Genomic DNA, 17,542 nt, shown 5'->3' on the forward strand with positions numbered 1-17,542 from the left:
TCGATGGGCAGGAGGTCCCGTGAGATCTCGTCGTCGCACAATCGCCCTGGTGACCGGGGCGGCCGCGGCCCTCGTGGCCGCTCTCGCGCTCGCACCAGTGCTCGGGGCCCAGGCCGCCACGAACGCCGCCGCAGCCGCGTGTTCGGCCCCGAACTGGGCCGAGGGCAACACGTACACGGCCGGTCAGCAGGTGACGTACAACGGCCACACCTATCAGGCGCTGGTGACCCACACCGCCTATGTGGGCGCCGGCTGGAACCCGGCCGCGACGCCGTCGCTGTGGAAGGACCTCGGGGCCTGCACGGGCACCAACCCGACCACCTCGCCGTCGCCGTCGCGCACCACCTCACCGTCGCCGTCGACCTCGCCGACGCGGACCACCTCGCCGACCCCGACCAAGTCGCCGACCACCTCGCCCACGCCGACCGGCGGGACGGGTAGCTGCGCGGTCAAGTCGCGGCCGGGCGGCAAGGTCCTGCAGGGGTACTGGGAGAACTGGGACGGCGCCTCCAACGGCGTGCACCCGGGCCTCGGCTGGATTCCGATCACGGACGGCCGGATCGCCCAGCACGGGTACAACGTCGTGAACCTCGCCTTCCCGGTGATCCGCTCCGACGGCACCGTGCTGTGGGAGAACGGCATGGACGCGGGCGTCAAGGTGCCCACGCCGGCCGAGATGTGCCAGGCCAAGAACAACGGCCTGACGCTGCTGATGTCCATCGGCGGCGCCGCGGCCGGCATCGACCTGAGCTCCTCGGCCGTCGCCGACCGGTTCGTCTCGTCGATCGTGCCGATCCTGAAGGCCAACAACTTCGACGGCATCGACATCGACATCGAGACCGGGCTCACCGGCAGCGGCAACATCAACACGCTGTCGACGTCGCAGGCCAACCTGATCCGCATCATCGACGGCGTGCTGGCCCAGATGCCGTCGAACTTCGGCCTCACCATGGCGCCGGAGACGGCCTACGTGACCGGCGGCAGCGTGACGTACGGCTCGATCTGGGGCTCGTACCTGCCGATCATCAAGAAGTACCTGGACAACGGCCGCCTGTGGTGGCTGAACATGCAGTACTACAACGGCTCGATGTACGGCTGCTCCGGCGACTCGTACTCGGCCGGCACCGTCCAGGGCTTCACGGTGCAGACGCAGTGCCTGAACAACGGGCTGACCATCCAGGGCACGACGATCCGCATCCCGTACGACAAGCAGGTCCCGGGCCTGCCCGCGCAGTCGGGCGCCGGCGGCGGGTACATGGCGCCCTCGCTGGTGTCGCAGGCGTACAACAGCGTCTCCGGCATCAAGGGCCTCATGGACTGGTCGATCAACTGGGACGGCTCGAAGGGCTGGACCTTCGGCGACAACGTGAAGTCGCTCGAAGGCCGCTGACGGCAACGAAGGCGCCGTCGCTCTACCGCGGCAATCACGCTGCGCGGTAGAGCGGCGGCGCTTCCAGCAACGGGGGGATCGCGGCGGGATCCAGCGGCCGGTGCAGGTGGAAGCCCTGTCCAAGGCGACAACCCAGCCGTTGTACCGCATCCAGCTGCGCCTGGTTCTCGATGCCCTCGGCCACCACGCGAAGCCCCAGGATGTGCCCCAGCTCCATGATGGTCGAGACGAGCGCCATGTCCCGGCCGGTCAGCTGGGTCCGGGCGATGAACGCGCGGTCCACCTTCAGCTCGTCGACGGGCAGGTCGCGCAGGTACGCCAGCGACGAGTAGCCGGTGCCGAAGTCGTCGACCGACAGCTGCACCCCGCGCGCCCGCAGCCGGTTGAGGGCCAGCACCGCCGGCTTGGGGTCGCTCATGAGCACCGACTCGGTGAGCTCCAGCGTGACCGCGCTCGTCGGCAGCGCGGCCGCGGCCAGGGTGCGGGTCACGTCCTCGACGAAGCCGGGCCGGACCAGCTCGAGCCCGGAGATGTTGACGTTGAGCGTCAGCCCGGGCCGGCGCCGCCGCCACGCCGCGACCTGGCGGGCCGCGCTGGCCAGCACCCACTGCCCGATGTCGCCGATCAGCCCGGACTCCTCGGCGATCGGCAGGAACTCGCCCGGCGCCACGACGCCGCGTTCGGGGGAGTTCCAGCGCAGCAGCGCCTCGACGCCGACGACCGTGCCGTTGTCGAGACGGACCAGCGGCTGGTACTGCAAGGCGAACTCCCCGCCCGCGAGCGCCCGCTGCAGGTCGGCCCGCAGCGACAGGTAGTGCAGCGCGGCCGCGTGCATGGCCGGCTCGTAGACCACGACCCGGCCGGGGCCGTCCTGCTTCGCCCGGTACATCGCCAGGTCCGCGCAGCTCAGCAGCTCGTCGGGGGCCGAGCCGGCGGTGGCGGGCAGCGCGACGCCGATGCTGGCCCCGATGTACACGCTGCGGCCCTCGATCCGGAACGGCTCGCGCACGGCGGCGATGATCCGCTCGCCGGTCGCCACGGCCGAGTCCCGCGCGGCGTCGCCGACCAGCACCGCGAACTCGTCGCCGCCGAGCCGGGCCACCGTGTCGCCGACCCGCACGCAGCCGCGGATGCGCCCGGCCACGGCGGCGAGCAGCTTGTCGCCGGCGTCGTGGCCGAGGCTGTCGTTGACCGCCTTGAACCGGTCGAGGTCGATGAAGAGCACGCCCGCGCGGTCGCGGTCGTGGAAGGCCTTCAGGAACAGCGCGCGGTTGGGCAGGCCGGTGACGTGATCGTGGTGCGCCTCGTGAACCTCCTCGACGGTACGGGCATCCGTCAGCGCCAGCCCCGCCTGCTGCGCGAACGCCTCGACCTGGTCGGCGTGGTACCCGGCGGCGTCGGACAGCCGGGCCACCAGCGCCCCCGCCGTCTCCCCGGCCGCGAGCACCGGGACGGCGATGACGGTCAGCCCGTCGGCGTCCTCGTCGACGTAGAGCTCGTCGCTGCGCATCGCCGCGTCGGCGGCCGGGCAGCCCGTGTCGTCCCCGGCGAGCACCAGCCGCACCTCGGCCCCGAGCAGCTCGGCCGCGCCGCCGGTGATCGCGTCGAGGGTCTCCTGCAGCGGCCTCCGCGCGGAGATGCCACGCTGGATCGCCAGCAGGGTCTCGACCAGCCGCGCCTCCCGCTCGCGCTCGGCCCGCAGCGTCTGCTCGGCCGCGAGGGCGCGGGCGCCGCGCATGGCCGCCCCGAGCATCTGGGCCATGCCCTGCAGCGTCTGGCGCTCCTCGGGGCCGAACGGCTCGTCGAGGCGGCCCACGACCAGCGTGCCGGCCAGGCCGGAGCCGAGCTGGCTGGGCACCGCGTGCACGTCGCCGAGCCCGGGCAGGCGCACCACGGCGCCGGCGGCGGGCAGGGTCAGCAGCGGGGGCGCGGGCGCGCCGCGGCCGAGCCCCCACGCGCCGTGCGGGCGGCCGGCGAGCACGACGACGCCGACCTCGGCCTCGACGATCTCGGCGGCCCGCTCGACGGCGAGCGCCACGGCGGCGTCCTCGGTGGGCGCGGCGTTGACGGCGATGAAGTACTCGGTCAGCTGTTGCGTCGACCAGGTGGGCACGGCGTCCCCCCTCAGGCCAGCGCCAGGGCGACCAGGGTCAGCTGGTGCATCCCGGCCGCGCCGCGCACCCGGGCGATCTCGCCGAGGGTGTAGAAGCCGGCGAAGGGCACGTCGCCGAGCGCGGCGCGCATGGCCGCCACCTCGTCGCCGATGCCGTCCGCGCCCAGGGCGATCTTGCGGCCGCCGCAGTCGAACGCGAGCACGCCGAGCGGTTCGTGCCCGCCGAGGGCCGCGACCGCCTCGTCGATCGCGGCGCCGGCCCCGGCCACGATGTCGGCCTGCTTGGCGTCCATCGCCCAGACGAGCGAGCCCTGCGGGATCTCGGAGGTGCCGTACACGGCGGTGTCGCCGTCCGGGCCCACCTTCAGCGAGCGGATGTCGAGCCCGCTGCGCCGGGCCAGGCCGATCGGCTGCAGGAAGCCGCTGTCGGTGAACAGCCGCTCGGCCGTGCCGTCGGTGCCGCGGCGGCGCACCAGCGCGTCGAAGGCCGGCTCGCCGTCGAGCTCGCAGAGCCGCTCGCCCTCGGACCTGGTCACGATCATCGGCGGCTCGATCCGCCGCCAGCCGTGCGCCATGCCGATGCCGACCGGCCGCGGCGACCCGAGCGCGACGCCGATGACGCTGTTGGCCAGCACGCGGTCGCCACAGAGCTGCACGGGGTCCGCGGTCAGGCCGCCGACCATGGGTACCGCCGCGCCGACCACGGAATAGGCCCCGCGCACGATCTCGTGGGGCCCGAGCGCGGTGCCGTCGCAGATCAGCAGCAGCGCCGTGTACGGCGCGTCGATCTCGGCCACCGCCCGCGCCGCCTCCGCGCCCGCCTCCCGCGCGCCGAGCTCGCCGATGTCGGCCGTGCGCACCCGCGCGGTGAAGCCGTCCCCGCCCAGCGCCGCGACGGCGACGCCGTGCCTGGTCGCGCCGGCCGGGCTCAGCTCGCCGAAGCCGGTGCCGCCGACGACGACCGCGTCGCCCGCCTCGGCGCGCACGGCGGCGAGGACGGCGGCCGGGTCGTGCCCGCCGGAGGTGAAGGCGAAGACCGCGGCGGCCCGGCGCCCGGCGATCGCCGCTGCCGCCGCTTCCCCGCCGGCCTTGGCGGAGTCGGCGGCGGTGCTGTGCCCGGCCCCGAACCAGCGCTCACTCGTGCTCGACATGGCCCTGCTATCGGCACGGCGCCGCCGAAGTTGATCCCCTGAACGGTCAGTCCGTGGAGCTCGCAAAAAACACCGCCGCGAAGCGGGTCATCGCTCCAAGGTGGCCGCGAAGCCGTTCAGCAGCCAGTCCAGGCCCTCGTCGAAGTCGGCGATCCACTCCTCGACCTCGCCCCGCAGCAGCCCGTGCCGCCCCGCCTCGGCCAGGTGGGGCAGGTCGCCGCCGGCGACGAGGCCGGTGAAGTACGCGTCGGTCGACTCCCGCCACTCCTGCTCGGTCAGCTGGTCGCGCTGCCGGGAGGCGAGCTCCTGCCCGCTCAGCGCGGCAAACCCCCACAGGTACGTGTCGATCGCCCGCAGCAGCCGCACCTGCCGCTGCGGCGGCAGCCCGAGCCCGGCCAGCGCGGCCAGCGACTGCTCGGCGTGCCGCGCCGCGTTCGGCCCGATCGGCGCCCGCGCGCCGAACGCCCCCATGATCCACAGGTGCCGCCGGCCCACCTCCAGCTGCCGGTGCACGACCGCCTTGATGGCCCCGCGCCAGTCCCCGGCCGGCACCTCGTCCAGCAGCATCTCGGCCAGCACCTGGTCGAGCATCAGGTCGACGAGGTCGTCCTTGCGCTTGAAGAACGAGTACAGGCTCATCGGCCGGGCCGACAGCTCGGCCGCCACCCGGCGCACCGTGACCGCCTCGAGCCCCTCCCGGTCGGCCAGGTCGACCGCGCAGGCGACGACCGCCTCCTGGGTGAGCCGCTCGGGCTTGGCGGCGGGCGGGCGGGTCCAGACCGGTCCGCGGGTTTCCGTCACGCGGCCATTGTATCGATGTACGAACTGCCGATACAGTGTATCGGTCACTGATACGCCGTATCGTCAATCGCTACACCGTACGAAGGAGCTGGAGATGGCGGAGAAAATCCCCCGGGACCTGCTCGCGCTCGTGGGCGCGATCATGCTGGGCGTGTTCCTGGTCCAGATGGACTCGACGATGGTCAACATCGCGCTGGAGAGCCTGCGGCGCGACTTCGACGCCGGGCTGGGCACGGTGCAGTGGGTCAGCGCGGCGTACCTGCTGGCCATGTCCGCCGTGATCCCGGTGGCGGGGTGGGCGATCGACCGGTTCGGTGCCCGTACCGCGTGGCTCACCTCGCTCGGCGTGTTCACGCTGGGCTCGCTGCTGTGCGGCGTCGCCTGGTCGGCCGGCAGCCTGATCGCGATGCGGGTGGTGCAGGGCGTCGGCGGCGGGATGCTCATGCCCCTGTTCCAGACGATCCTGGCCCGCCGCGCGGCCGGCCGGGACTTCGGCAAGACGATGGCCATGATCGGCATGCCCATGCTGCTCGGCCCGGTGCTGGGCCCGGTCCTCGGCGGCGTGCTGGTCGACGGGGTCGGCTGGCGCTGGATCTTCCTGATCAACCTGCCGATCTGCGCGGTCGCGGCATGGGCGGCGGCCCGCGTGCTGCCGGCCGAGCGGATCGAGCGCCCGGCCCGCCTCGACGTGCTCGGCCTCGCGCTGCTCTCCCCCGCCATCGTCGGCATCGTCTGGGGCCTGTCCCAGGCGAGCACCGACGGCGGCTTCGGCCCGGCCACCGTGCTGTCGGTCGCGGCGGGCGTGGCGCTGCTGGGCTGGTTCGTCGCCCACGCGCTGCGGGTGCCCGCGCCCGTGTTCGACCTGCGCCTGTTCCGCAGCCGGACCTTCACGGCGTCGGCGGTGCTGATGTTCCTCGGCATGGTCGCGCTGCTCGGCACGATTCTGTTGATTCCGCTGTACTACCAGCAGGTCCACGGCTTCGGCCCGCTCCACGCCGGCCTGCTCATGGCCCCGCACGGGGTCGGCTCGGCGCTGGCCCTGACGGTCGCGGGGCGGTTCAGCGACCGCTTCGGCGCGCGCCCGGTCGCGCTGACCGGGGCCCTGCTCCTGCTCGGCGTCACCCTCGCGCTCACCCAGCTCTCGGCCGGCACCACCCAGTGGACCATCGCCGCGCTCATCGGCCTCGGCGGGGCCGGGTTCGGCTGCGTGATCGTCGGCGCCCAGTCCGGCGTCTACACGGGTCTGGATCGCGCGGCGGTACCCCACGCCACAACCGCCGTCCGCGTCCTCCAACAGGTCGGCGGCTCGTTCGGCGTGGCCGTCCTGGCCGTGGGCCTCCAGCGCAACGCGGCCGGCGCCGACTCCCTCGACGCGCTCGGCGACGCCTTCGGCACCACGTTCTGGTGGGCCGCCGGCGCCGCCGCTCTGACGCTGATCCCGATCGCCTTCCTGGCTCGCAAACGCCCGGCCGCCGAATCGCCCACCGCACCCGCAACCGCGCCGAGCGCCGCGCCCGACGTCAGGCCGGGCACCGCGCGGGGCGCCGCACCGGCGGGCGAGTCGGCGGGTGAGGCCGTCACGCCTGCTGCAGCGCCGCAGCCCGCGCCTGAACGCGCTTGACGTAGCGGACGTTCCAGAGCGCCAGCAGTACCATCGTCGCCACGAAAAGGATCGTGGAGGCGGTCACCGCGGCCGACGTGGACAGGCTCAGCACCAGCGGCACGCGCACGATCGCGTCGAACAGCAGGCCCGCGCCCCAGGCCGCGGACATCACGCGGAAGCTGCGGCGGAACCCGGGGAGGTCCCGCCACTTCTGCTCGAACTCCGCGGCCCGGGCCGGGTTGCCCTCCTGCATCCGCAGCGCCGCGTGGTAGATCAGCGGGCGCCCCACGAAGCACGACACGAGGAACGCCAGGCCGGCCAGGCCCGTCCCGAAGGACTCCTTGACCAGCAGGAACTTCGGCGAGCCGGTCACGAACGACAGGACCAGGCCGGCCAGGAACACGCCGAGCATCACGGCGGCGAACATGTCGAACCGGCGCGCCCGGAAGGCGACCCACAGCACCCGGGCCAGCGCGGCGATCGAGCCGCACAGCAGGGCCACGTAGTCACTGGCGCCGAGCCAGTGCGCGACGAAGTAGGCGGCGAGCGACAGCCCGACGTCCCAGAAGAGCGACTTCAGAACGGCCAGGAACCCCGGGGTCTCGGTCTTGTGCATCGCGTCATCCATATTCCAACCGTGACATGTCAGATCAGACATGTCAATGCCGTCATGTTGTATTCGACATGTCAAGTTCGACAGGTTAGGCTGTTCTCATGTCCCTTCGCCACGCCCTGCTGGGGCTGCTCGCCGACACCGCGCAGAACGGCTACGACCTCACCAAGCGGTTCGAGGGGACGCTCTCGTCGCATGCCTGGAACGCCGGGCACAGCCAGATCTACCCCGAACTCAAGCGAATGCTCACCGACGGCCTGATCGAGGTCGTGGACGAGGGGTCGCGGGGCAGCAAGGTCTACGGGGTGACCGATCCCGGCCGCGCCGAGCTGCGCCGCTGGATGTTCAGCCCGCTCGGCGAGACCCCGCCCCGCAACGAGTTCGTGCTGCGCCTGTTCCTGCTGTCATCGCTGGACCTGCCGGACGTACGCGTGCTCGCCGAGCAGATGGCCGGCTCCAGCGACGAGGAGGTGACCGACCTGGACCACGCCATCAAGGAGATGGACGACGCGGCCGCGGCCGGGCACGCGGTCGGCTACTCGCGCTTCGCCGCCGAGTTCGGCCGCCGGTACTACGCACTCCAGCGCGACTGGGCCCGCTGGGTCATCGAGCAGCTGGAGTCAGAAGCCAAGCACTAACGCATCCCCCGGTACACGCCGCGCAGCCGGTCCAGCCGCTGGCGCTGCTCGTAGGTGGCGCCGAGGCTGATCAGCAGCACGCCGGTGCCGGTGAACAGCAGCAGCATCATCCAGAACGGCAGGCCGATCCGGAACAGCTCGTTGACCGTGGCGATCACGGTCACCGCGGCGCCGACCGCGACCGGGGCCTTCTGCTGGCGGGCCGCGCCGATCGCCACGCAGATGACGCCGGCCAGGATCAGCAGCACCTGGCGCAGCTCGGGCGAGTCGGGCTGGGCCACGGCGATCGCCAGGCTGGGGCCGAAGCCCGCCACCAGCGCCGGCCCGTAGGCCAGCCAGCTGCCCAGCTCGGGCCGGTTGCGGATCTCGATCAGACCGGTGATCAGGGCGAGCGCGGCGAACGGCAGGGTGTACGCCTCGGGCACGGCTACCCGCACGGTGATCAGCAGCAGCCAGATCGCCAGCAGCTCGGCGATCGACGCGGCGATGATGAGGATCGTGCGCTGGCGCGGGCTGCGGCCCTTGCGCGCCGCCGACAGGCCGAGGATCGCCCCGACGGCGGTCAGCGCGGCCGCGGTGTGCGCGGGTGAGCCCAGGGTGAGCAGCACGGCGATGCCGGCCCCGGCGTACCCGGCCGCCTCGACCGTCAGCGCCTCCCGGTTGATGCTGTCGCTGGGCCGCAGGCGGGGCAGCGCCGCCCCGAGCACCAGCAGCGCGGTCGCGACGATGAGCAGCGGGAACGCGCACTGCTTGAGGCTCAGCCCGGCCGCCAGCCCGGCGGCGATCGCAAAGCCCTCGGCGGTCGAGGCGGCCACGTGCCAGCCCAGCATCCGCGCGGTCGGGGTCTTGCCCCAGATGCCGCCGATCGCGCCGACCACGACCGAGCCGGCCAGCCAGGTCAGGGTCTGGCTCTTGGTGGCGAGGCTGCCCGCGCCGCCCGCGCCCGCGGCCAGCACGGCGATCACGAAGACCAGCCGGCGCGCGCCGACCATGAGCCGGGCGTCCGGGCTGTCGGACGTCGGCGGCAGGGTGAGGGCCAGCCCCAGCCCGGCGATGGTGGCCACCAGCAGGGCCAGCGTCGGCTGCACGGGCCACGGCGCGTCCAGCGCGGCCGGGGCGATGAGCATGGTCAGGGCGACGCCGGGGACCACGATCGCGACCGCCCGGTTGGCCATCGCCTCCGCGTCGCCGCCCAGGCCCACGGCCATCAGCGCGGCGGCGATGGTGAGCAGGAAGGCCCCCAGCACGTGGGTGTTGTTCCCGGCGTACTGCGCGAAGGACCCGAGATCCGCCGCCGTCTCCGGGGTGCCGGTCCAGGGGTGCTGAATCCAGCTGTACGGCGCGGCAAGCGCGGCCAGCAGCGCCGGCGCGAGGAACACGACGACGATGGCGGCCGGCACCCCCGCCGCCGCGGCGACCCCCATCGCGAAGTTGCGCGGGATGCGGTTCTGGTCCCGGGAGACCTCCCAGCGGGCCGGGGGCCGGCTCGCCCGGTCGGGCCGGAACCGGCCGAACTCGGGTTCGCGGGGGCGGTACCAGTTGGCCCGCAGCAGTTCGGCGAGCACCCCGAGCAACGCGGCGGCCGCGGCGTAGACCACCGCGCCCTGGCGGTCGACGATCAGGGCGATCACGGCGATCGTGGTGCCGGAGATCGCCACGCCGGTGCTGACGTAGGGCATGTAGCCGGGCGCCTGCTGGGCCCCGGCCGCGGCGGCGGCGAGCCCGACGGCGGCGGTGGCGAGCGCGGCGATGAGGATGGTGCTGGTCCGGTCCGGGTACAGGCTGCCGACCATCGCCGCGGCCGCGCCGGTGAACGCGAACAGCGCGCCCGCGATCCCGGCCCCGCCCACGACGGTCAGCGGGCCGCCGTCGATGTCGTCCGGGTCCTCGTCCTCGGCGCGCCGGTCGCCCTCGTTCGCCCGGCGCAGGACGACCGTGCGGGCCAGGGCGGCGATGATGGCGCCGCTGACGCCGAGCGCGGCCAGGGTGCCCGCGGTCGCGCCCGGGCGCACGAGGCTCGCCCCGGCCGCGTAGAGTCCGGCCACCAGGGCCGCCCCGAGGCGCGTGTAGACGCCGCGCCAGCTGCGGGCGAAGCAGGCCCAGGCGGCGACGGCGGTGGCCGCGGCCCAGCCGATGATCATCGGGGCCTGCCAGCCCAGGCCCAGCCCGATCGGGGCGCCGAGGGTGGCCAGGACGAGCGCGGCGGAGGCGGTGTCGTCGCCGTACGGCTGGGGCAGTGCGATCGCCGCCGCCCCGGCCAGCAGGAGCAGGGCGATCGGGATCTGCCAGCCGAACTGGGCCAGCCCGTGCGCGGTCTCGGCCCAGCGGGCGTCGAGCGGGGCGTGCCACATCGGGTCGGCCGCCTGGATCACCCCGATGGCGCCGATCACCGACAGGGCGCCCGCGTAGAGGCCGGTGCCGAAGCCGACCATGGCGGCGCCCGCGACCGGGCCGCGGCGCCACTCCTCCGGCAGCGACGAGCGGGCCGCCACCGCGACGAGGAACACCAGCAGGGCGAGGGTGACCACCTCGATGCCGGAGGCGGCCAGGGACACCGCCCGGGCGACCGCGCCGATGGCGGCGATGGTGACCGCCGCGGCGGCCGCGTCCGAGCCGCTGAACTCGATGCCGAAGGTCTGCCGGTCGTCCATCCGCGGCGCCGCCCACAGGGTCACCGCGGCGAGCACCATGAGCAGGCCGATGACGAAGTCGATGGTCTCGGCGCCGGGTGCGAGCACGGTGGCCAGGCCGACCGCGACCGCGGCGGCGGTGGCCCCGGCCAGCAGCGGCACGCTGGGCTCGCCGTTGCGCGCGACCTGGGTCAGGGCGGCCACGCCGAGGCTGACGGCGAGGGCCAGGAAGCTCAGGACCAGCACGACGGTGGCGCCGCCGGGCAGGTCGCCGAAGACGATCGCGGCGGCCGACGCGGCCGCGCCGGGCAGGGCGAACAGCGCGCCGCCGGCCGCCGCGTCGGCGACCCGCTGGGTGACCGCGAGCCGGTCGCCGTCGGTGTGGTGCGGGCGCGGCAGCCAGGCGATGGCCGCCCCGGCGACGGCGATCGCGGTCAGCGTGAGCGCGGTCGCGCCCGGGCGGACCAGGGCGGCCGCGGCGGCGTAGAGGCCGAGCACGAGCGCGGCGCCGAGGCAGACCCACGCGGTGTGCGCCGCGCGGACGCGCAGGGCCAGCGCGCCGGCGACGATGGCCGCGCTGACCGCGAGGGCCGGGATGGCCAGCCAGCTCAGCCCGAGCGCGGCCGGGGCGACGAGCAGAGTGAGGGCGGCGCCGACCACGGCGATGTCGACCCGCAGCTCGTCCGGCTCGACCGTGGGCCCGAAGCCGTCGCGCAGCTTGACCGTCACCGGGTCGGTGCGCCCGCTCAGCATCAGGATGCCGGCACCGGTCAGCAGCACGATCGCGATCACGAACTGCCAGCCGTCCGGCCCGACCGCGGCGTGGATTTTGCTCTCGTACTGGCTGAGGTCCGCCTTCCACACCGGCCAGGCCGCCCGCAGCGGGGCCGCGATGCCGGGGAACGCCCGCACCAGCACCAGCAGCGTGGCGGCGGCGGCCGAGACGGAAACGGCGTAGCGGGGGCCGCGGCGGGCGTCGGCGGGCAGGAGCGGTACACCCGCGGCGGCAACGGTGACCGCGAGCGCCAGGAACAGCGGCGTCGAGCCCGGCAGCCACACCGTGCCCACGCGCGCGATGGCGACGATGACGGCGCCGGTGGCCACGCCCGCGGCGATGTCCGGCAGCACGCCGCGGCGCCAGGTCAGCGCCCCGCCGACGCCGAGCGCGGCCGCGATCAGCATGGCCGTGGCGGCCTGCAGGGTCGGGACGCGCGCGTCGGTGACGGCCAGCCCGACCGCGGCCGCCAGCAGCGCGACCCCGGTGGCCACGGCGAACAGGATCCAGGCCAGGTCGCGCATCAGCCCGTCGGCGATCCGGTTGGTCCGGCCCGTGTGCGCGAGCTCGTCCTCGGCCGCGGCGTCCTCGTGGTGGGCGTCGATGCGGCGCTGGACCGACTGCTTCAGCGCGACCGCGAAGCCGAGGTCGATGAGCGCCACCCCGCACAGCGCGATCGCCCAGCCGGTCGGGCCGTGGATGGCGTCCCAGAACAGCAGCGGCAGGACGGGCTGCAGGGCCAGCAGGGTGGCGTAGCGGGAGGCGATGAGGTGGCTCTGCAGGCTGTACACGGCGGCGACCCCGGCCGTGAGCAGGCAGACGAGCCCGAGGTAGGTCAGGAACTGGGGCCGGTCGGCGCCCAGCAGCTTCTCCGAGCGCACCACGTAGCCGTCGAGCAGCACGAGCAGCAGGGCGACCGAGGCCACCGTCTCGGCGGTCGCGCTCAGCCCGCGCTTGACCAGCACGAGCGGCAGGGCCAGGGCGATCGCGGTGATGGCGGCCAGCGACACCACCCGCCCGACCGTGCCGATGCTGCCGAACGCGTCGAGGGTGAGCACGATCGCGGCGCCGGCCAGCAGCAGGCCGCCCAGCGCCAGGACCGACGCCTGCATGCTGCTCTCGGTGGCCTCGGGCTTGTCCCCGGGCGGGAGGCTCCGCTCGCCCGGGCGGGGGCGGCCGGGCGGCGGCCCGTCGAGCGGGGCGATGCGCGGGCGCCCGGCGGCGGGCACGTGGCCGCTCTCGACGGCGTGCGGGGCGCGCGGGGAGAAGCGCTGCTGCCCGGGGGCGACGGCCGGGAGGGCGGCGGTGGTGGTCGCGCCGGCCGTGGCGCCGACCGGCTGGGCGGTGGTCGTGGTGGTGATCGGCTGCGGGCTGGTCGGCGCGACGGACTCGGTCACGGCCGGCGGGGCGGCCTCGCGCTGGCGGCCGAGCAGCGGGCGCTTGGCCTTGGCGGCCTGGGCGGCGCGCTCGGCCTCGAGGGCGGCGCGGACCTTGCGCCGCAGGCTGTCGCGCTGCGCGGAGGTGTGCGCGAGCTGCTTGCGCAGCATCTGCGTGTTCTCGGTGAGGTCCCGCTTCTTCTGCTCCAGCGCGGCGACCGTGCGCTGGAACAGGGCGAGCGCCGCCGCATCCGGATCGTGCGGCCGGCCGCACGATCGGCAGCCGGTGGCCTCGCTGGCCGGCCCGCCACACGCCGGGCACGGGTACGTCTCCACGCCACTCCTCCCCCGGAGTTCGCGGCCGGGGCTCCATACCGCGGAGTCCCGGCCGTTCACGCCCTACTGGGAAGAATGCCTTGTTTCGCCGGGCGACGAAAGCGATGCGCCCGTTCGGGAGGTTCTCTACGAAACGACGGGGCGCCCCATGCCGCGGTACTCCCAGCCGGCAGCGACCCAGACGGCCTGGTCGAGGCAGTTGCGGCCGTCAATAACCTTCTTGGCTGAGACAAGTGCGGAGAGCGAGTTGGGGTCCGTGTTGCGGAACTCTTCCCACTCCGTGAGCACGCACACGAGGTCGGTGCCGGTGACGGCGTCGGTGAGCGTCTTGGCGTACGTCACGTCGGCGACCTCGGCCCGCGCCTGCTCCATGCCCTCCGGGTCGTACACCGTGACGTCGGCGCCGGAGCGGGCGAGCTTGCGCACGACCGAGAGGGCCGGCGAGTCGCGCACGTCGTCGGAGTTGGGCTTGAAGGTGGCGCCCAGCACCGTGATCTTGGTGCCGGCCAGGTCCGGGCCGGCCGGGCCGTAGCCGCGGCCGAGCAGCTCGGCCGAGAGCTGGACGATCTTCTGCCGGCGACGCTGGTTGATCAGGTCGACCTCGTGCAGGAAGCGCAGCGCCTCGCCGACGCCGAGCTCCTGGGCCCGGGCCTGGAACGCGCGGATGTCCTTGGGCAGGCAGCCGCCGCCGAAGCCGACGCCGGCGCGCAGGAACTTGTTGCCGATGCGGGCGTCGTAGCCGATCGAGCGGGCCAGCTGGGTGACGTCGGCGCCGGCGGCCTCGCAGACCTCGGCCATCGCGTTGATGAAGGAGATCTTGGTGGCCAGGAACGCGTTGGCCGCGACCTTGACCAGCTCGGCGGTGGCGAAGTCGGTGACGACGACCGGGACCTCGCGGTCCTCGGTGACGGCCAGGTCGAACACGCCCTTGTGGGCCGCGTAGAGCATGCCGGTCGCCCACTCGGACTTGATGCCGAAGATGACGCGGTTGGGGCGCAGCACGTCCTCGACGGCGACGCCCTCCTGCAGGAACTCGGGGCTCCAGGCGACCTCGACCCCGAGGTCGGAGGTGGTGTGCCGAGCCACCAGCTGCTCGATCCACTCGGCCGTGCCCACCGGTACGGTCGACTTGCCGACAATCAGCGCCTTGCGGGTCAGGTGCGGAGCCAGGTTCGACACGGCGCTCTCGACGTGGGAGAGGTCGGCGGCCATGCCGTCGGCGCGCTGCGGAGTGCCCACGCAGATGAAGTGGATGTCGCCGAACTCGGCGACCTCCTCGTAGGACGTCGAGAACCGCAGCCGACCGGCCGAGAGGTTCTTGCGGAGCAGCTCGTCGAGGCCGGGCTCGTGGAACGGCACATCGCCGCCGGCCAGCTTCGCGATCTTCGCCTCGTCGATGTCGAAGCCGATCACCTCGTAGCCAAGCTCCGCGAAGCAGATCGCGTAGGTCGCGCCGAGGTATCCGGTGCCCAGGAAGGTCAGCCGGGGCCGCGCCGAACCTGAGGGCGGGGCTACGACGGGTGGGGTGCTGGGGTACGCGATGGTCACGCCTCTGTCTCCGCTCGATCGGGGTCCGCGCCGCCGACCCACCTGGTGGGATCGGGCCGACGTCGCCACGGCGAGGATAGACCCTCGGCGCCGGTGGTGCCTCCGGCTGTTTCGTTACTCGTCGGTATGCTCACAGCGGCGGACCGCTGAACGGCGGTTCAGTACCGCTGTGACGAGGGGGTTTGCCATGTTCGAGGCCTATTCGCTGCCCGAGGAGCACGTCGCGGTGCGTGAGGCAGTGCGAGCGGTGTGTGACGGAAAGGTCGCACCGAACGCCGCGGCTGCGGACGAAACCAGCGAGTTCCCCCAGGCGTCCTACGACGCCCTGCGCGCCTCGGACTTCCACGCCCCGCACATCCCCGCGGAGTACGGCGGCGCCGGCGCGGACGCCCTGGCCACCGCCATCGTCATCGAGGAGGTCGCCCGCGCCTGCGCCTCGTCCTCCCTCATCCCCGCCGTGAACAAGCTCGGCACCATGCCCCTCATCCTGGCCGGCTCCGAGTCGCTGAAGCAGCGCTACCTCACCCCGGTGGCCGCCGGCGACGCCATGTTCTCCTACTGCCTCTCCGAGCCCGAGGCGGGCAGCGACGCCGCCGGCATGAAGACCCGAGCCGAACTCGACGGCGACACCTGGGTCCTCAACGGCGTCAAGCGCTGGATCACCAACGCGGGCGTCAGCGAGTACTACACCGTCTTCGCGGTCACCGACCCCGCCGCCCGCTCCCGCGGCATCTCCGCCTTCGTGGTCGAGAAGTCGGACCCGGGTGTGAGCTTCGGCGCACCCGAGAAGAAACTCGGGATCAAGGGCAGCCCGACCCGCGAGGTGTACCTCGACAACGTCCGCATCCCGGCCGACCGCATCATCGGCGACCCGGGCACCGGCTTCGGCACCGCCATGCGCACCCTGGACCACACGCGGGTCACGATCGCGGCCCAGGCCCTGGGCATCGCGCAGGGCGCCCTGGACTTCGCCCTGGGGTACGTCCAGGAGCGCCGCCAGTTCGGCAAGGCCATCGCCGACTTCCAGGGCATCCAGTTCATGCTGGCCGACATGGGCATGAAGCTGGAGGCCGCACGCCAGCTCACCTACACCGCGGCGGCGAAGTCCGAACGCGGCGACGCCGACCTGACCTACTTCGGCGCGGCGGCGAAGTGCTTCGCCTCGGACGCCGCCATGTCCATCACCACGGACGCGGTCCAGCTCCTGGGCGGCTACGGCTACACGAAGGACTTCCCGCTGGAGCGCATGATGCGCGACGCGAAGATCACCCAGATCTACGAGGGCACCAACCAGGTCCAGCGCATCGTGATGGCCCGCCAGCTCCTCAAGGGCTGACCTCTTCCTCGGGGCCACCGGCGGCCGGGTGCTTGCCGCAGCACGGCCGCCGGACCCGCGGGCACCGCGTCAGTCGAGCGCCTTCGGCGGCCAGACGTGCCACGAGGTGATCTCGACCACGGCCGTGACGCGGGGGCGTTCGCGGTTGGCGTACTGCTCGCCCGTGTAGTGCTTGGCGATCCGGTCGATGTCGGCCAGGTCCGGGTCCTCGCGCAGTTCCGCGACGGTGCCGGTCAGGGAGATGTGGGTGTACCAGTTCTCCTTGTCCAGCACCGTCAGGCTGACCCGCGGCTCCTCGCGCAGGTAGGCCAGGCGCTTCCGGCCCGCGTCCATGTTCACGAGGATGCGGCCCTCCTCGAAGACGTACCAGGTGGCCACGGAGACGGGCTGCCCGTCCTGCCGCACCGTGGCGATGACGGCCGGGTTGGGCTGGGCGAGCAGCCCCTGCAAACGCTCAGGAAGTGTCACGCGTCAACCGTACGGGACGCCGCGTCGTCGCGATCGTCCACTGTGGACGGGTCAGCCGATGCGGTCGCGGAGCCAGGCGATCAGGGCCGGGTATTCGCTCAGGACCCGGTCGACGGCGGCGTCGCCGGGGCGCAGGAGGCGCTGCTCGGTGACGCAGGCGGCCTGGTCGGCCTGCAGGCGGTCGCGCTCGGCGGCGTTGCCGTTGGCGACGGCCCGGTTGAGCAGGCGGGCGTAGCAGGCGATGGCCTCCTCGATGAGCTCGAGGGCGGCGTCGTAACGCGCACTGTCGCGGCGGTTGTACTCGAACGACTCGACCCCGCCGACCGCCGAGTAATCGGACATCGATCCCCCTCACCGTCCAGTGTCGCGGTCACTGTACCGCTACGACACCGCTGCGTGGGGTCACCGTCGGGGGCCGGAAAGGACTGACCTTTTCGATGCCTGCTCAGCGAACTGATCGACGGGCGTTGAAGACTCGTACAAGTCGGAGCAAGCGCGGCGCGACGGCCAGGATGACGCCGGCGAGGATCAGCAGGAGCGTGACGGACGCCACTCCGGCCACGACGACGTTGCTGATCACGCGGGCCGGCTCGCTGCCGGGCGCGTTGCCGGGCGGGGCCGCGGCCGCGGTGCCGAAGGCGAGGGCCGAGCCCACCGCGACGGCTCCGACCACCGCGCGCGCCACCCATCGGCCGAGCCTGTCGCTTCGCTGCGCCGTCGTCATGCCGTACCGCCCCTTGATCCGCTCGAAAGCCCTGCTCCGA

At 73.5% G+C, this 17,542-nt stretch carries 13 protein-coding genes; 4 read left to right on the forward strand and 9 right to left on the reverse strand.

Annotation, left to right across the window (positions count from 1 at the left end):
• Window positions 1-73 precede the first annotated feature (73 nt).
• Window positions 74-1,390, forward strand: coding sequence for a carbohydrate-binding protein (locus ACQPZ4_RS46990; protein ID WP_433067030.1), 1,317 nt, complete (start codon window positions 74-76; stop codon window positions 1,388-1,390).
• Window positions 1,391-1,424: 34 nt separating this feature from the next.
• On the opposite strand, the gene ACQPZ4_RS46995 is transcribed toward ACQPZ4_RS46990, so the two are convergent.
• The 3 genes from ACQPZ4_RS46995 to ACQPZ4_RS47005 all read right to left on the reverse strand — a co-directional run bounded on the left by ACQPZ4_RS46995 (window position 1,425) and on the right by ACQPZ4_RS47005 (window position 5,455).
• The gene (locus tag ACQPZ4_RS46995) at window positions 1,425-3,503 is read right to left on the reverse strand and encodes a putative bifunctional diguanylate cyclase/phosphodiesterase (RefSeq protein ID WP_433051962.1); all 2,079 of its coding nucleotides are present in this window, start codon (window positions 3,501-3,503) and stop codon (window positions 1,425-1,427) included.
• A gap of 11 nt (window positions 3,504-3,514) precedes the next feature.
• Window positions 3,515-4,654: an FIST signal transduction protein gene (locus tag ACQPZ4_RS47000; protein WP_433051965.1), complete on the reverse strand. Its 1,140-nt coding sequence runs from the start codon at window positions 4,652-4,654 to the stop codon at window positions 3,515-3,517.
• An 87-nt stretch (window positions 4,655-4,741) separates the two neighbouring features.
• Complete coding sequence (locus tag ACQPZ4_RS47005; RefSeq protein ID WP_433051968.1) at window positions 4,742-5,455, reverse strand: TetR/AcrR family transcriptional regulator; 714 nt, start codon at window positions 5,453-5,455, stop codon at window positions 4,742-4,744.
• A 94-nt stretch (window positions 5,456-5,549) separates the two neighbouring features.
• On the opposite strand from ACQPZ4_RS47005, the gene ACQPZ4_RS47010 reads away from it, so the two are divergent.
• The gene (locus ACQPZ4_RS47010; protein WP_433051971.1) at window positions 5,550-7,076 is read left to right on the forward strand and encodes an MDR family MFS transporter; all 1,527 of its coding nucleotides are present in this window, start codon (window positions 5,550-5,552) and stop codon (window positions 7,074-7,076) included.
• On the opposite strand, the gene ACQPZ4_RS47015 is transcribed toward ACQPZ4_RS47010, so the two are convergent.
• The gene (locus ACQPZ4_RS47015) at window positions 7,033-7,686 is read right to left on the reverse strand and encodes a VC0807 family protein (RefSeq protein WP_433051974.1); all 654 of its coding nucleotides are present in this window, start codon (window positions 7,684-7,686) and stop codon (window positions 7,033-7,035) included. The two genes, ACQPZ4_RS47010 and ACQPZ4_RS47015, sit on opposite strands and share 44 nt — an antisense overlap.
• Window positions 7,687-7,772: 86 nt before the next feature.
• On the opposite strand from ACQPZ4_RS47015, the gene ACQPZ4_RS47020 reads away from it, so the two are divergent.
• Window positions 7,773-8,309, forward strand: a complete 537-nt coding sequence (locus ACQPZ4_RS47020) for a PadR family transcriptional regulator (RefSeq protein ID WP_433051977.1) — start codon at window positions 7,773-7,775, stop codon at window positions 8,307-8,309.
• Here ACQPZ4_RS47020 and ACQPZ4_RS47025 read toward each other — a convergent pair.
• Both ACQPZ4_RS47025 and ACQPZ4_RS47030 read right to left on the reverse strand, forming a co-directional pair.
• The gene (locus tag ACQPZ4_RS47025) at window positions 8,306-13,426 is read right to left on the reverse strand and encodes an SCO7613 C-terminal domain-containing membrane protein (protein WP_433051980.1); all 5,121 of its coding nucleotides are present in this window, start codon (window positions 13,424-13,426) and stop codon (window positions 8,306-8,308) included. The two genes, ACQPZ4_RS47020 and ACQPZ4_RS47025, sit on opposite strands and share 4 nt — an antisense overlap.
• A gap of 126 nt (window positions 13,427-13,552) precedes the next feature.
• On the reverse strand, window positions 13,553-14,974 hold the full coding sequence (locus tag ACQPZ4_RS47030) for a UDP-glucose dehydrogenase family protein (RefSeq protein ID WP_433051983.1): 1,422 nt from the start codon (window positions 14,972-14,974) through the stop codon (window positions 13,553-13,555).
• Between the two features lie 187 nt (window positions 14,975-15,161).
• Between ACQPZ4_RS47030 and ACQPZ4_RS47035 the strand changes: the two genes are divergently transcribed.
• Window positions 15,162-16,310, forward strand: coding sequence for an acyl-CoA dehydrogenase family protein (locus tag ACQPZ4_RS47035; RefSeq protein WP_433051986.1), 1,149 nt, complete (start codon window positions 15,162-15,164; stop codon window positions 16,308-16,310).
• A gap of 69 nt (window positions 16,311-16,379) precedes the next feature.
• On the opposite strand, the gene ACQPZ4_RS47040 is transcribed toward ACQPZ4_RS47035, so the two are convergent.
• From ACQPZ4_RS47040 to ACQPZ4_RS47050, 3 genes are all read right to left on the reverse strand, one after another.
• Window positions 16,380-16,778, reverse strand: coding sequence for a PPOX class F420-dependent oxidoreductase (locus tag ACQPZ4_RS47040; protein WP_433051989.1), 399 nt, complete (start codon window positions 16,776-16,778; stop codon window positions 16,380-16,382).
• A gap of 51 nt (window positions 16,779-16,829) precedes the next feature.
• Window positions 16,830-17,120, reverse strand: a complete 291-nt coding sequence (locus ACQPZ4_RS47045; protein WP_433051992.1) for a hypothetical protein — start codon at window positions 17,118-17,120, stop codon at window positions 16,830-16,832.
• 103 nt (window positions 17,121-17,223) lie between these two features.
• Window positions 17,224-17,502, reverse strand: coding sequence for a hypothetical protein (locus tag ACQPZ4_RS47050; protein ID WP_433051995.1), 279 nt, complete (start codon window positions 17,500-17,502; stop codon window positions 17,224-17,226).
• Window positions 17,503-17,542 lie beyond the last annotated feature (40 nt).

The organism is Dactylosporangium sp. CS-033363 (assembly GCF_050942475.1).
GTDB lineage: Bacteria > Actinomycetota > Actinomycetes > Mycobacteriales > Micromonosporaceae > Dactylosporangium.